This is a genomic window from Nostoc favosum CHAB5714 (assembly GCF_020829495.1).
Taxonomy (GTDB): Bacteria; Cyanobacteriota; Cyanobacteriia; order Cyanobacteriales; family Nostocaceae; genus Nostoc; species Nostoc favosum.
The window spans coordinates 73,754-86,983 of record NZ_JAIVFQ010000005.1 but is presented as its reverse complement, the minus strand read 5'-3'; the positions used below and the strand labels follow the sequence as shown (position 1 = coordinate 86,983).

Here is a 13,230-nt window from a genome sequence, read left to right as displayed (position 1 = left end):
ATTGATATTAAATTAAAAATGGACGCGCCAGAAAAAAGCTAGAAACTGATTTAGCGTCTACCGGCTCTCCCTCCAGAATAGCTTTCTCTAATTCTTCGGGAGTCAAAAACACAGTTTCGATATCCTCGTCTCCATCTTGTGGTGGTGGTGTTTCCAGCTTTTCTAAATCTCGCGCCAGAAAAGCATAGATAATTTCATCAGAATAGCCGGGAGCTAAGAAAAATTCGCCTAATTTGTCCCATTTTTTGGCACTATAGCCAGTTTCTTCTTCGATTTCACGCTGTATCGTTTCTAAAGGTTCTTCATTTGGTTCTACAGTTCCCGCCGGAAATTCTAATATGCGTCCCTGAATTGCAAAACGATACTGGCGCACGAGTACAAGTTTACCCTCTGGCGTCACCGGCACAGCTAGAGCGCCACCAGGGTGACGAATACATTCCCATTCTCCTTCTGATTTATTAGGCAAACGCAAGCGATTAACTTCAAAATCAAATTTGCGTCCTTTATAAAACAGGCGTTGTCTTAGTAATTGTGGTAATTCTCTACCTAATGGCATAATAAAATCTGATTATCTGTGAATACAGAGGTGAAATCAGCGTTCTTCTGCGTTTAAGGATGGTATTTTTAATTACCCATCAATAAATGTACATCAGAACAGTCTACCTCTTTCAGCAGTTCTTTAATAACATACCCGGATACTGGTTCTATCCAATCTGGGGCAATTTCTGCCAGTGGAACTAACACAAAGGCCCGATCCCGCATTCGTGGATGCGGAATCTGGAGATTTGGTGTATCCAGAATAATGTCATCAAATAATAACAAATCTAAATCCAGGATTCGTGGCCCCCAGCGTTCCTGACGCACACGCCCAAATTGCTGTTCAATTCCTAACAAAATTTCTAATAACTGCTGGGGTAGGATTTCTACCTGCAATGTGACGCAGCCATTTAGGTAATCTGGCTGTGGTGGCCCCACAGCTTTGGTTTGGTACCAATTGGATCTGGCTTCTAAGAAAATACCTGGCGTTTGAGCTAAAGTTTCTATAGCTGCTTCTAAAATTGTTTGTGAATCGCCGATATTACTACCAAGGGCAACGGCGCTTCTTCTTGGCTTTGCTTCGGCGTACCTCGCCTTAAGCATCGCACTCTCCTTAACTAAGTTGTTTTCGGGCTGTCTTTGCCAATACTTCAGTACATCTATACATCTATTCCAGAAAATGCCAATAATTTCAGATATCAAAATTGCAGTGTTTTTACAAAACTAAATTAACCAAATCTCAAAAACATTATTTTATGGTGAATTTAGTTAATTCTTTATAGGATATTATACTAACACAGATGTAGTGCTATAACCCCAAAGCTGATTAATGGTGGTTATACAGTTACTACTTTGAGCGAGGAACTGACGTGGGGAAGCTTACCTCCTGGTTCAAGCAAAGACCAACTAATTTGAGTGACTCTGACAAGGAGGAACAAATGAGAAGCTCACCACCAGCACATCTGGCGCAGGCGAGGCAGTTACTGAGCAAATGAAAATTTTCCCATCTAGGATGAAGGCCAATCAGGCAACTCGCGGTAAACCACTCTATCGTCGCATCTGGTTTTGGGCAGGCTTGGGTTTAGGTGGTGGTATCGTTGCCTTAATCTACGGCATCAGTTTAATTGATCGGACTTTGCCAGATCAGTCAGAGTTGAATGCCGTAGTTAGAGAGCAAACACTGACCATCAAAGCCGCCGATGGAACTATATTACAACAACAAGGTGAAACGGCCAGAGAACAGCTAAAGCTCGAACAAATACCAGATACTTTAAAAAAAGCTTTCATCGCCTCAGAAGATAGAAGATTTAAGCAACACAACGGATTTGATCCACAAGGGATTGCCAGAGCGGGTTTGAATAATTTGCGATCGCAAGGTGTGGTTGAAGGTGCTAGCACCATCACCCAACAGCTAGCGCGGATTCTGTTTTTGAAACAAGAACAGACAATCTGGCGCAAACTCAAGGAAATCCGCCTAGCACAAAAAATGGAGAATGAATTAACCAAAGATCAGATTTTAGAGCGTTACCTGAATCTGGTTTATTTGGGAGGTGGAGCTTATGGTGTGGCAGATGCATCCTGGGTATACTTTAGTAAAACGCCAGACGAGCTTTCTCTAGCCCAAATGGCAACGATTGCTGGATTAGCTCCTGCTCCTAGCTTATACGCCCCAGACAAGAATCCAGAAACGGCGAAACGGCGACGGGACTTGGTATTGCTACGGATGCAAGAAGATAAAATAATTACGCCAGAACAAAGGCAAGCAGCAGTCCAAGAACCCCTGACTCTCAAAACCAGTTTACCCAAGCGACTGCAAGTAGAATCACCCTACTTTACCAGCTACATCCAAAAAGAATTGCCGAAGTATGTTTCTGCTAACGTGCTAAAAAGTGAGGGATTAGTAGTAGAAACCACGCTGAACCCGACTTGGCAGAAAGTCGCAGAAGAGGCGGTTGCCAAAACGCTGCGAAATCAAGGAAGCTGGGAAAACTTTAAGCAAGGATCAATGGTGGCCATTGACCCCCGTAACGGCGAAATTAAGGCAATGGTTGGGGGAAAAGATTTTGGTAAAAACCAGTTTAATCGGGTTACTCAGGCACAACGGCAGCCAGGATCGACATTTAAAGGGTTTGTATATGCTACTGCGATCGCTAGCGGTAAAAGCCCCTACGATGCCTATGAAGATGCGCCCTTTGTCGTAGACGGCTACGAACCGAAAAACTATAGTGAAAGGTTTCGGGGTTCTATGAACATCCGAGATGCCCTCACCCGCTCTATTAATATTATTGCGGTGAAGGTGTTGATTGATGTGGGATTTACGCCAACGATTAAACTTGCCCATGATATGGGGATAAAATCTGAACTCAAGCCCACGTACTCCTTGGCTCTTGGCTCAAACGAAGTTAATCTGTTGGAATTGACTAGCGCCTATGGCAGTTTTGCAACTCTTGGATTGCATACAGAACCTCATGGTATTACCCGCATCCTCAACCGCCAAGGCAAGGTGATCTGGTCAGCTGATTTTAAGTCAAAACGGGCCCTTGACGCTGACAGTGCCGCCATTATGACTTGGATGTTACGCAACGTCGTAGAAGCGGGAACTGGTGCTGCTGCTCAATTAGGTAATAGACCAGTTGCTGGCAAAACAGGCACCTCGGACGAAGCCCGTGATTTATGGTTTATTGGCTACATTCCCCAGATGGTGACAGGGGTTTGGCTAGGTAACGATGACAACCGCCCTACAGACGGCAGCAGTGGTAGTGCGGCTTACACCTGGCACGAATTTATGGAAAAAGCGGCAGAAGGGATGCCCGTAGAAAAGTTTCCCAAACGTCCCAAGTTAGAAGGTCGTAAAGGCACTATCAAAGCCCAGTCAATCAAGCCCAAACAAGTGCTAAATCGTTCTATTTCCTCTGATGATGACTCACAAAGGGAAAGTGCTAGAAATTCTGAAGAGAGTGGTTCATCTAGGAGACGTAGGAGGAGGAGCTATTCTCAAGAAGAACAGCAATCAAGTAATTATACCCCAAGACGGAGAAGGCGCGATCGCACCCAAGAATCAAGTTCCAATAACTCTTCCTCAGAATCATCACGTCCACGGCGGCGATCTAGAAGAGTAGAATCTGATTCTTCTTCTCCCCCGCCTCGAAGAAGTCGGCGATCTTCCTCTCCCGCCAATAGTTCTGGTTCTTCAGGTTCTTCATCATCACAGCCATCCTGGCGGGATAGACTTAGACCTTCTAATGAATGAGGAGTGGGCATTGGGCATGGGGCATTGGGCATCGGGCATCGGGCATCGGGCATTGGGCATTGGGCATTGGGCATTGGGCATTGGGCATTGGGCATTGGGCATTGGTTATTCTCCTTGTCCCCCTCATCTCCCTCATCCCCCTCATCCCCCCTGCCCCCTGCCCTCTCCCCTTTTGCCCTTTTCTATGCAATATGAAGTTACTCAAACTAAACTCCAGAGGGATGTTAAGTGATACGCTCATTCTATAGTGTGTCAAGTAGTGTTACTTAACATTGGAGAATATACTCATGCATATATTGATGCAGGCAGCAGATTCAGTTGCAACAGGTGGCGGTCATTTTCCTTTTGCTTTCACCTTGGTGTATGTCGTTGGTTTTGTTGCTGCTGTAACCATTGGTTCAATAGCTTGGTACAACTCTAAACGCCCCGCAGGTTGGGAAAGCAAAGAACGTCCTGATTTTGTGCCTAAGGTTGATAAAGAAGAAACTCCGGGTCTGGGTGATCCGAAGTCATAATTTAGTCATTAGTCATTAGTCATTAGTCAGTAGTCATTAATTATTAGACTATGGACTTTTGACTATGATTAGTTTTGCACGTCAACCCAACGGTGGTAAAGCTTTTGAATTTGTTTGAGAAGTGCAGTGTGAGCCGGTTGAGTTGAATCATTCGGCTTCGCTATATCCTGCAATTGGGTCAGGAGTCTAGCTTCTTCGACGGCAACCTCGCCATCACTATAAATTAAGCCGCTGATGGCTTCAATTAGATTTTCACAATCTTCAAGGCTGGGGCGATCGCCTAAATACTCACGCACCCAGTCATAGCATTCTTTTGGCTGTACAGGAACGAATTCGTACAGCCAAGGCTTAATTTCTGGATCGTTAGCCAAACCTTTTGCTTGAGCTATTTCGCGGAGATATTGCCGTTCTTCTGGTTGGATTCTGCCATCGATCCAGGCGGCTCCAATCAGGATTTTAACTAAGTTTTTGACATTGGAAGGTGTAACCATTGCTGCCTCCTCTGGTAGATTCAGGCCTCCACCAAATCGTACAATCCCAAACAGTATTCACTCGGAATTATTGGTTTTTCTTAAGCGCACCATAAAAAAGCCATCCATGTCCTGTCGATGGGGCCAGACTTTAAACCAACCTTGAGGTGTGCTATATGCAGAAGCAGGCAACTCAAAGCCGCTTGGAAACTCAATTTGCCAATCAGGTGACTCAGCTAAAAATGCCGAAATTACTTCTTCGTTTTCTGCTGGATGCAATGTACAGGTGGCATAAACTAGTACACCACCAGGTTTGACAAAAGTTGATGTATGTGTTATTAATTCTTTTTGCAGCACCGAAAGTTCCCGGACAGATTCTGGTGTCTGTCGCCAACGAGCATCAGCATGACGGTGCATGGTTCCTAGCCCAGAACATGGAGCATCCAGTAATACGCGGTCTGCGGTGTTTTGAAATTGGTTGAAGTGGCGGCTGTCACCAATGTAAATTTGAATAGATTGTAAATTCAGCCGTTGAGAATTTTCTTGGAGTTTGCGAAGACGAGAAGAAGTGCGATCGCAAGCCCAAATTTTACCCTTATCTGCCATTAACTCAGCGATGTGGGTTGTTTTACCCCCTGGTGCAGCACAGGCATCAATTACCACCTCACCTGGTTGGGGGTCGAGCAAATGACTTACCAGTTGGGCGCTACTATCTTGTACAGTCCACCAACCCTCTTTGAAACCAGGTAGTTTTTGAATTGACCCACTATTACCAATAAATCGTAAAGCTTGGGGTAAATCAGGAATCCGTTTCACCAAAATACCAACAGATTGCAAAGCCGCCTCAACTTCTTCGATGGAAGTGCGAAGTGGGTTGATACGCAAGTCGATTGTTGGTGATTGGTTCATCCATTCACACAGTTGTTCTGTGTCAGCCAAACCCAGTTGTTCTAACCAGACTTGAATAATCCAGTCTGGAAAGCTGTGTAAAATACCCAAGCGTTCCACTGGGTTTTCTGGAAGTTGTAACGGATCGGTGTGGAGAGATGAGGGGGATGAGGGGGATGAGGGAGTTTTTTCTTCCCCTGCTCCCCCTGCTCCCCCTGCTCCCTCATCTCCCCCTGCTCCCCCTGCTCCCTCATCTCCCCCTGCTCCCCCTGCTTTTCTAAGATACTGTCGTAATAGACCGTTAACAAAACCCGTGAGTCCAGAAAAACCGTTTTCTTTAGCGAGTTGGACGGTGGTATTAACAGCAGCTGAGGCGGGAATACGTTCTTGATAGCGCAGTTGGTAGAAACCCAGATGTAAGATGGTGCGGAGGTCTTGTGGTTGTTGGTGAGATTTCTTTTTGGCGAGTTGATCGATGAGAGTATCAAGAGTGCGCTGCCTTCTGACACTCCCATAAACCAATTCTGTCAGCAAGCGGCGATCGTTATCAGCCAAATTAACTTTTTGCAGTACTCTGTCTAGGGCAACATCAGCATAAGCCCCCTTGTGAACATCTCGCAGGGCGATAAAAGCTAGTTGACGGGGGTTTGTCATGGAAATATTTATTTAGGTTCATGGCTACTCAGTACTTGAGACTACACCATTACTGAAGAGCCACGCTTACATGTGAATATTCTTTGAATAAAGTATATTTTTTGTTTGAAGACATTGTAATTATTCTGTGAATCTACATATAAATTCGACCGTATAAAAAAAAACATCTGTAAGCTATATGAAGGGGTTACTTAATAATAGTGCGTCAAAAATCATACATTTAAAATAAAAGCAAAATTAAAGACTTAAGTCATGATCATCAGTATAGATGTCTGTGACTGCACCATCTGCCGCTAAACGGGTTACTGGCGATTTTACGTAGAAATTTTTACGTATTTAATCGCGTGTATCTTCATGTGTTAAAGGCTACTTTTTTCTCAGGAAAAATATCATGAACTCATTGACTCAATTTTGGAAACAAGGCGTATTCACTCTGTTTGGTATAGGGCTATTAACTGCTCCTGCTCAAGCTATCAATATAACGACTACCACCGATCCCAATGTTTTAGTTAATAACATTTTGAGTTCTGGTATCACAGTATTGAATCTAACATACAACGGTGCAGCACTTGGATCTGGAACTTTCACAGACGGCTTGTCCTCAGGAATTGGCATTGACAAGGGTATCATTCTGACTTCTGGCAATGCTACTCTTGCCCCCGGGCCAAATAATCAGGACAGCGCAACAGGTAATAATGGTTTGTTAGGAGATACTGACTTAAACCGCTTGAATCCTGGATTTAGCACTCAAGATGCGAGTGTTCTCACATTTGATTTTACTTCGGATACGGGCGATCTCTTTTTCAATTACGTCTTTGCATCGGAAGAGTATAACGAATACTCCAATAGTAGGTATAATGACGTGTTTGGTTTCTTTTTAGATGGGAAAAACATTGCTCTGCTCCCTGTAACCGGCACGCCAGTTTCAATTAGCAATGTCAATGGTGGCAATCCGTTAGGTACAAACGCTCAGAATCCTGTATTTTACAACAACAACGATCTGTCAGATGGTGGGCCATTTTTCAATATCCAATATGACGGTTTCACCAATGTATTTACTGCTCAGGCTAAGGGACTGGCCGCAGGAAGACATAAAATCAAGCTTGCAATTGCAGATGCGGGGGATTCTAGTTTCGATTCCGCTGTGTTTATTCAAGCTGGTACTTTTTCTAGTACACGAAAAAGTGTTCCCGAACCCGCTTCTATATTGAGTTTATTAGCATTCAGTGCTTTCGGCGCTACTTCTGTCCTGAAGCGCAAACAGCAAAACAACACTGGAGCTAAAGCCTAAATTTTTCCTTACCCTATTTTGAAAAATGCTGTGTCTGCCATTGCAAGACACAGCATTTTTTGCTATCAAGACATATATGGGTCTACACTAGCGATTTCAAATTCACATGCTCTAGAAACCTGTTCTGCTGGTAATTTACCAAAGCTGATTAATGGTAAATAAGTGGGGTTTGCCATCAGTTCTTTTGCCAATAAGAACCCAGTAATTGTCCAAGTTTGATATTTCCGAGCTTGTTTGCCAATTAGTCGCCCTTTCTTACCGTCGTAATATTCTGGCCATTCATCTGTACTGAGGCGTCCTTGGGCAGTTTCAATAGCCTTTTGTGCAAGACTTGTTCTGTTAGTTTTCACCGCCGCCGCCGCTAACATCCACATTAAAACTGGCCAACTACCAGCATTATGATACGACCAGGGGATATTTTTGGGGTCACATCCAGTTACAATTCTGTATTCTTCATGTTCTAAAGCTGGGAAACAAATTTTCATTGGCATATCTCCCACCAAATCATCCCATCGATCCTCAATGAGAGTCATAATCGCTTGTGACTGTTCTTCGGTGGCTAAGTCTGAAATGATTGCCATTAAGTTTCCGAGTGAAAAGAAGCGAGTATCTAGCTGCGACGGCCCGACATTACCTGCTAGATAACCACCTTTTTTTGGCAGCCACTTATCTAATTCATAATAAGGAACAGAATCTACATATATGTTGAACAGATTAATAGCACCCTTGCCATATTCTTCACTTTTGAAGCGATAAATTGCATTCAGGCGATTAATATCTATCCAATAATGCTGGCGAATATGAGCGCATAAAAGAGGCAATCGGTTATCAATGGCTGCAACAATATCGGAATTCCCTTGGCAAATTAGCAGTTCCCGAGATGCACGCAATGCTGTGTAAAAGAGAACTTGTAGTTCTAGAGGATGCCCATAAATGCCCATACGACGGTCAATCATACAAGCACCATCTGGAACCAACAGCGTTGGGTACATATCAAAACGATTCGCCAAGCAGATTTCCATGATTAACCTGATACCATTTTGGAATTCAGGTTGATAGGCTAGAGAAAAATCTTTTGTGGCGACTACATAAGCACGCAACAAAATAATCCACCATAGGCAAGAATCTACGGGTGTAACTCTAGCGATCGCATGTTCACCAAAATCAGCCTCTAAATATTCTTGCCCATTGTCTGATACAACTTTAAAGCTAGCTGGGATTAATCCTCGTCCAGGCTTATAGGCATCTAATGCCCTTTCTTTAGGCTGTAACTTTAAGGTTTCTTCTAAGAAATTGCGAACAATATCTGTTCTACCTTTGATTAGAAAAATTAGAGCTGAAGAGACAAAATCCCGAACAAAGCACTGGTCATAATTGAGAGCCTCTACAGATGCATCATAAGCGGCTACCGTCCCAACGGGGCGACCCTGATAATAGAGAATTGATTTTTCTAGTGTTCGCCACGCTTCTTCGACTTCTTTTAAATTTTCAGTAGTTTCCAATTCGTTTACGTGCATCGCCAGAATAGCTCCATTTGGATTGTGAATTTGTGGTAGATGCGTCTTCATTTATTATTTTTGCCATTCTCAGCATAACAAAAACGATTCTTTGAATAGCAAATATAATTTTGAGAAAAATTAATCAACTAAGAACAAATAAATCTGCTGAAAATGCAGCTTTATTACTAGTTAATTTGCTTATAATGGATTACTCTTTTGGTGAATTATAGTTGTTGTTCCTCACCGCAAGCAGTAACATGATTTTAAAAACAGTCACACAAGATATATTTTTAGATTATTTATTGTTCCGTTTCATGTACAGAATCTTTGCTTTACCAAATAAAAACATATCTTCAGTGCTGTTTAGGATTTGCATGAAGTTAAAACTGGTTGCAGTATATTTACTTGAGCAGGATTAGTTTTTGACACTAAGAAGTCAGATTATTCCCCTATATTCTAATAATTTATAACGTTTTGTCAAAATATGCAAGATAAATGCTTGAAAAAGTCAAGATGTCAATACTTCTGAAGAGTTATATATTTTACCCTACTGACATTTGTGAGCGTTTAACTGCTCCTGGAATTCTTTATAAGCTTGATTAATTGCTTGCATAGAGGTTTTTGCGATATCTACTACGACGGCAGAACTATTGACATCAGGATGGATACAATCTTGCTAATCGAAGGTAAGCAAGTTTGACATCTTTGGGATGATACCTCTGATTTACACCCAAGACTTCCCACCATTCCCCAGATAGCACAGAGTCGAGAGTAAACTTATCAAAGCTTTGCATTTGACTCCAAATCTTGATGCTTCCGCCATTATCGCCACTTACCAGCGTCTTGCCATCAGGACTGAAAGCAACAGGACTACACCCAGAGAGAGTTTGTAGTAATTCCCCAGTGTGCAGGTTCCAAAGTTTGATAATACCGTCTCTGCTGCTACTGGCGACGACTTATTAAATAAATCGGGGAGCTAGTCTCGCACTTTGCATTACAAGATTATTTCATGCGATCGCATCTAACCAAAAAAGCTACAGCAGATTTCAAGTTGGTGAAGTACACAACGATTCGTCTCAAAGCCAGCTATAAAGCGTGTTTTAGTTCTGAATTCTGACTCCTGAATTCTGCTGTATAAAAATAAAACCAGGGTTGAAGCCATTACTACAAGCGAATCATCCTGGAAAAATGAATGACAATCAGCTTACTACTTGATGCTGATAGCAGTGTTATCAGCTTTGTGTCTAAACCTAAGGACTGAAAATGTGCATAAGGTACTCAGTAAAAGCATCCCGAATATGGAAGAAGGTTCGGGAATATTGGTGTGAGTAACTAACTGACCTTTGAGAAAAAATCGAATGCCAGAAACGCCGGCATTAGAAGTACCGTTATTTTCCCAACCAGTACCATTCCATGAAAAGTAAGAATCAAAAGTTGTTCCAGGTAACTCAGGATTACTAAATGGCATCGCACCTAGACCAGATGCGCCAAATAGACCGCTACCAAAGACAAGAGCATAATTGCCTTGTGCCAGCCTCACAGACAGTGGAACAGCTACATCTATACTGGGAAAACCCGGATTAAATGTGATTGCACTTAAAACCTCTTCTAGTAAAAATGGAGTTCCTTTTGGGAGTGCATTAGAGGTATTTAACGGAACAATAGCTCCAAAAATACTACCGTTGCCAAAATTAGGCTCTGTAAATGTAAAAAAGTGTCCCCCAATCTCTGTAACTTGAAGCGTGCTATCTACTTGAAACCTCCAGCCTAAGAAGTTATCTGCGTTAACAGCAAATCCTCCAAATACTCCAGTAGAACCAAGCGATGCCGATTCTAATATTACGGTTTGTGCTTGTACTACATCAAATGTCGAAAGTGTTACTAGTGCTGCTCCAGCAATAGCTACCGATATCTTTGTCGCAATTGTCATAAAAACTATTCTTTCATCTCTTGGATCTAGGTAATAATTAGTTTAACTCGGATTGATTACACGTAAGTAATTTTTCAGAGTGAGCGAACACTGCCTTAAGATAATGGTTAGACTTGAACTATAGCAACTGCTTCTTCTCGTGTCTGCCCGTAAGCCAGTACACCAGGAAAATCAATCACTTCTGCTTATTGCGTCCATCCTCTTCTTGTTCAATCTCGATCGTGAAGTTCATAGCGAGTGAAGGTATTGTATTGACATCCTCCCCACCGCATAGGCGGATGGGGTTTTCCGCGAATCTTGATAAAAGCGATTCCTGGATAAAACAAAAAATTTATATCACCTCAGTTGATTCTAACAAGCACAAAAAAGCTAAAGCCCTCAAACCTACCAGCCGCCGCCCTGCTAAAGAACTCTGTAGCGATCGCTGACTGTGCTATACATACTATATTCATTATGTCAAGCAAGCCTGCGCTTTTATCAAATAGGCGAACTTGAATAAAAAATGCATAGGCGATCGCATTTTCATCCTTATTTATAATCGATGAGTTGTGTAATGCATCAAATTGCTCGACAGTTCCCTGTCTCAAACTCAGCGATCGCCTCTTGTGCAAAAGCTTCCAGTTTGCCATCAGCAATGTCTTTCTCTAATTGTTCATCCCACCGTTGATAGTCTAAATCAGCAAACCATTCAAGGAGCTTCTGATACTCGTTAGGTGACAGTTGGAGAATCGCGGACTCAATTTGCTCAAGCGTCAGCATAAGGATACATCACCTTTAATCTAAGCAAATTATAGCTTGCTCAACTAATGATCTTGACCCAGGAGAACCAATCACTTCTGCTTATTGTGTCCATCCTCTTCTTGTTCAATCTCTATCGTTAAGTTCATAGCGAGTGAAGGTATTGTAATAAAAGCGATTCCTGGATAAAACAAAAAATTTATATGACCTCAGTTTCTCCTCACAAAAAAGCCAGAGCCTTAAAATCTACCAGCCGCCGCCCTGCTAAAGAACTTTGTAGCGAGTGCGGACTATGCGACACATACTATATTCACTATGTCAAGGAAGCCTGCGCTTTTATTAATCAGCAGATAGGCGAACTTGAAGAAGAAACGCACACGCGATCGCGCCATCTCGACAACCCTGATGAACTCTACTTTGGTGTTCACCAAGACATGATGGCAGCGCGGAAACAACAGCCCATCGAAGGCGCACAATGGACGGGTATTGTTAGCAGCATTGCCATTGAAATGCTCAATCGCGGCATAGTTGAAGGTGTCGTCTGTGTGCAAAATACCAAGGAAGACCGCTTTCAACCCATGCCCGTCATCGCCCGTACCCCAGAAGAAATACTAGCAGCGCGGGTAAATAAACCAACTCTTTCTCCGAACCTTTCCGTGTTGGAACAGATAGAAAAATCGGGGATGAAACGGCTATTAGTGATTGGTGTTGGTTGCCAAATCCAGGCGCTACGAGCCGTAGAAAAACAACTTGGTTTAGAAAAGCTGTATGTTTTGGGTACGCCCTGCGTAGATAATGTTAACCGCGCTGGACTGCAAAAATTCTTAGAAACCACCAGCCGATCGCCTGAGACAGTTGTGCATTACGAGTTCATGCAAGACTTCCGGGTTCACTTCAAACATGAGGATGGCTCAACAGAAACAGTACCTTTCTTTGGCTTGAAGACAAACCAACTCAAAGATGTCTTTGCCCCATCCTGTATGAGTTGCTTTGATTACGTCAACTCCCTAGCCGATTTAGTTGTTGGTTACATGGGCGCACCCTTCGGCTGGCAGTGGATTGTAGTTAGAAATGACACTGGTAAGGAAATGCTGGATTTAGTGAAAGACCAGTTAGACACCCAACCAGTAACGTCTAAAGGCAACCGGAAGGAAGCTGTACAGCAAAGTATTCCCGCTTACGATAAAGGCGTTACCCTGCCGATGTGGGCAGCAAAACTGATGGGTGTGGTGATCGAAAAAATCGGCCCCAAGGGTTTAGAATATGCGCGGTTTTCCATTGATTCTCACTTTACTCGGAATTATTTGTATGTAAAGCGAAATCATCCTGAGAAATTAGAAGCGCACGTTCCAGAGTTTGCCAAGCGTATTGTTGGGCAATATCAGTTACCAGAATAAAAATTGGGCATTGGGCATTGGGCATTGGGCATGGGGCATTGGGCATTGGGCATGGGGAACA

General features: G+C 43.0%; 14 protein-coding genes and 1 pseudogene. 4 read left to right on the top strand and 11 right to left on the bottom strand.

What is annotated here, in order from left to right; genetic code table 11:
* Positions 1–7: 7 nt before the first annotated feature.
* On the bottom strand, positions 8–556 hold the full coding sequence (locus tag LC586_RS05785; RefSeq protein ID WP_229483607.1) for an NUDIX hydrolase: 549 nt from the start codon (positions 554–556) through the stop codon (positions 8–10).
* Positions 557–624: 68 nt separating this feature from the next.
* Positions 625–1,140, bottom strand: a complete 516-nt coding sequence (folK, locus tag LC586_RS05780) for a 2-amino-4-hydroxy-6-hydroxymethyldihydropteridine diphosphokinase (protein WP_229483734.1) — start codon at positions 1,138–1,140, stop codon at positions 625–627.
* A 388-nt stretch (positions 1,141–1,528) separates the two neighbouring features.
* On the opposite strand from folK, the gene LC586_RS05775 reads away from it, so the two are divergent.
* Positions 1,529–3,787 carry a transglycosylase domain-containing protein gene (locus tag LC586_RS05775; RefSeq protein WP_229483606.1) on the top strand — a complete coding sequence of 753 codons (2,259 nt, stop codon included), beginning with the start codon at positions 1,529–1,531 and terminating at the stop codon, positions 3,785–3,787.
* Here LC586_RS05775 and LC586_RS05770 read toward each other — a convergent pair.
* Positions 3,777–3,914, bottom strand: a complete 138-nt coding sequence (locus LC586_RS05770) for a hypothetical protein (RefSeq protein WP_229483605.1) — start codon at positions 3,912–3,914, stop codon at positions 3,777–3,779. The two genes, LC586_RS05775 and LC586_RS05770, sit on opposite strands and share 11 nt — an antisense overlap.
* A gap of 160 nt (positions 3,915–4,074) precedes the next feature.
* Between LC586_RS05770 and psb35 the strand changes: the two genes are divergently transcribed.
* Positions 4,075–4,302, top strand: a complete 228-nt coding sequence (gene psb35 / locus LC586_RS05765) for a photosystem II assembly protein Psb35 (RefSeq protein ID WP_229483604.1) — start codon at positions 4,075–4,077, stop codon at positions 4,300–4,302.
* A gap of 68 nt (positions 4,303–4,370) precedes the next feature.
* Here the strand turns inward: psb35 and LC586_RS05760 are convergent, their stop codons facing one another.
* Entirely contained in the window at positions 4,371–4,793 is a 423-nt protein-coding gene (locus LC586_RS05760) for a tellurite resistance TerB family protein (RefSeq protein WP_229483603.1), read from the bottom strand.
* Positions 4,794–4,850: 57 nt separating this feature from the next.
* Positions 4,851–6,314 (bottom strand): 16S rRNA (cytosine(967)-C(5))-methyltransferase, encoded by a 1,464-nt coding sequence (locus tag LC586_RS05755; protein ID WP_229483601.1) that lies wholly within the window; start codon positions 6,312–6,314, stop codon positions 4,851–4,853.
* Positions 6,315–6,705: 391 nt separating this feature from the next.
* On the opposite strand from LC586_RS05755, the gene LC586_RS05750 reads away from it, so the two are divergent.
* Positions 6,706–7,605 carry a choice-of-anchor L family PEP-CTERM protein gene (locus tag LC586_RS05750; RefSeq protein WP_229483599.1) on the top strand — a complete coding sequence of 300 codons (900 nt, stop codon included), beginning with the start codon at positions 6,706–6,708 and terminating at the stop codon, positions 7,603–7,605.
* 65 nt (positions 7,606–7,670) lie between these two features.
* On the opposite strand, the gene LC586_RS05745 is transcribed toward LC586_RS05750, so the two are convergent.
* From LC586_RS05745 to LC586_RS05725, 6 genes and pseudogenes are all read right to left on the bottom strand, one after another.
* Entirely contained in the window at positions 7,671–9,122 is a 1,452-nt protein-coding gene (locus tag LC586_RS05745) for a glycoside hydrolase 100 family protein (RefSeq protein WP_229483732.1), read from the bottom strand.
* Between the two features lie 638 nt (positions 9,123–9,760).
* Complete coding sequence (locus LC586_RS41075; protein WP_306423232.1) at positions 9,761–9,898, bottom strand: hypothetical protein; 138 nt, start codon at positions 9,896–9,898, stop codon at positions 9,761–9,763.
* A 51-nt stretch (positions 9,899–9,949) separates the two neighbouring features.
* Positions 9,950–10,015, bottom strand: a pseudogene (locus tag LC586_RS41070) (hypothetical protein); the annotation flags it as partial.
* A 296-nt stretch (positions 10,016–10,311) separates the two neighbouring features.
* A complete protein-coding gene (locus LC586_RS05735; protein WP_229483597.1) occupies positions 10,312–11,034 on the bottom strand; it encodes a PEP-CTERM sorting domain-containing protein in 723 nt (240 codons plus the stop codon).
* Between the two features lie 341 nt (positions 11,035–11,375).
* The gene (locus LC586_RS41360; RefSeq protein ID WP_229483737.1) at positions 11,376–11,663 is read right to left on the bottom strand and encodes a hypothetical protein; all 288 of its coding nucleotides are present in this window, start codon (positions 11,661–11,663) and stop codon (positions 11,376–11,378) included.
* On the bottom strand, positions 11,593–11,793 hold the full coding sequence (locus tag LC586_RS05725; protein WP_229483596.1) for a hypothetical protein: 201 nt from the start codon (positions 11,791–11,793) through the stop codon (positions 11,593–11,595). Before LC586_RS05725 ends, LC586_RS41360 begins: the two co-directional genes overlap by 71 nt.
* 182 nt (positions 11,794–11,975) lie before the next feature.
* Here LC586_RS05725 and LC586_RS05720 point away from each other — a divergent pair, with 182 nt between their 5' ends.
* Entirely contained in the window at positions 11,976–13,169 is a 1,194-nt protein-coding gene (locus LC586_RS05720) for a Coenzyme F420 hydrogenase/dehydrogenase, beta subunit C-terminal domain (RefSeq protein WP_229483595.1), read from the top strand.
* The last annotated feature ends 61 nt before the right edge of the window (positions 13,170–13,230 follow it).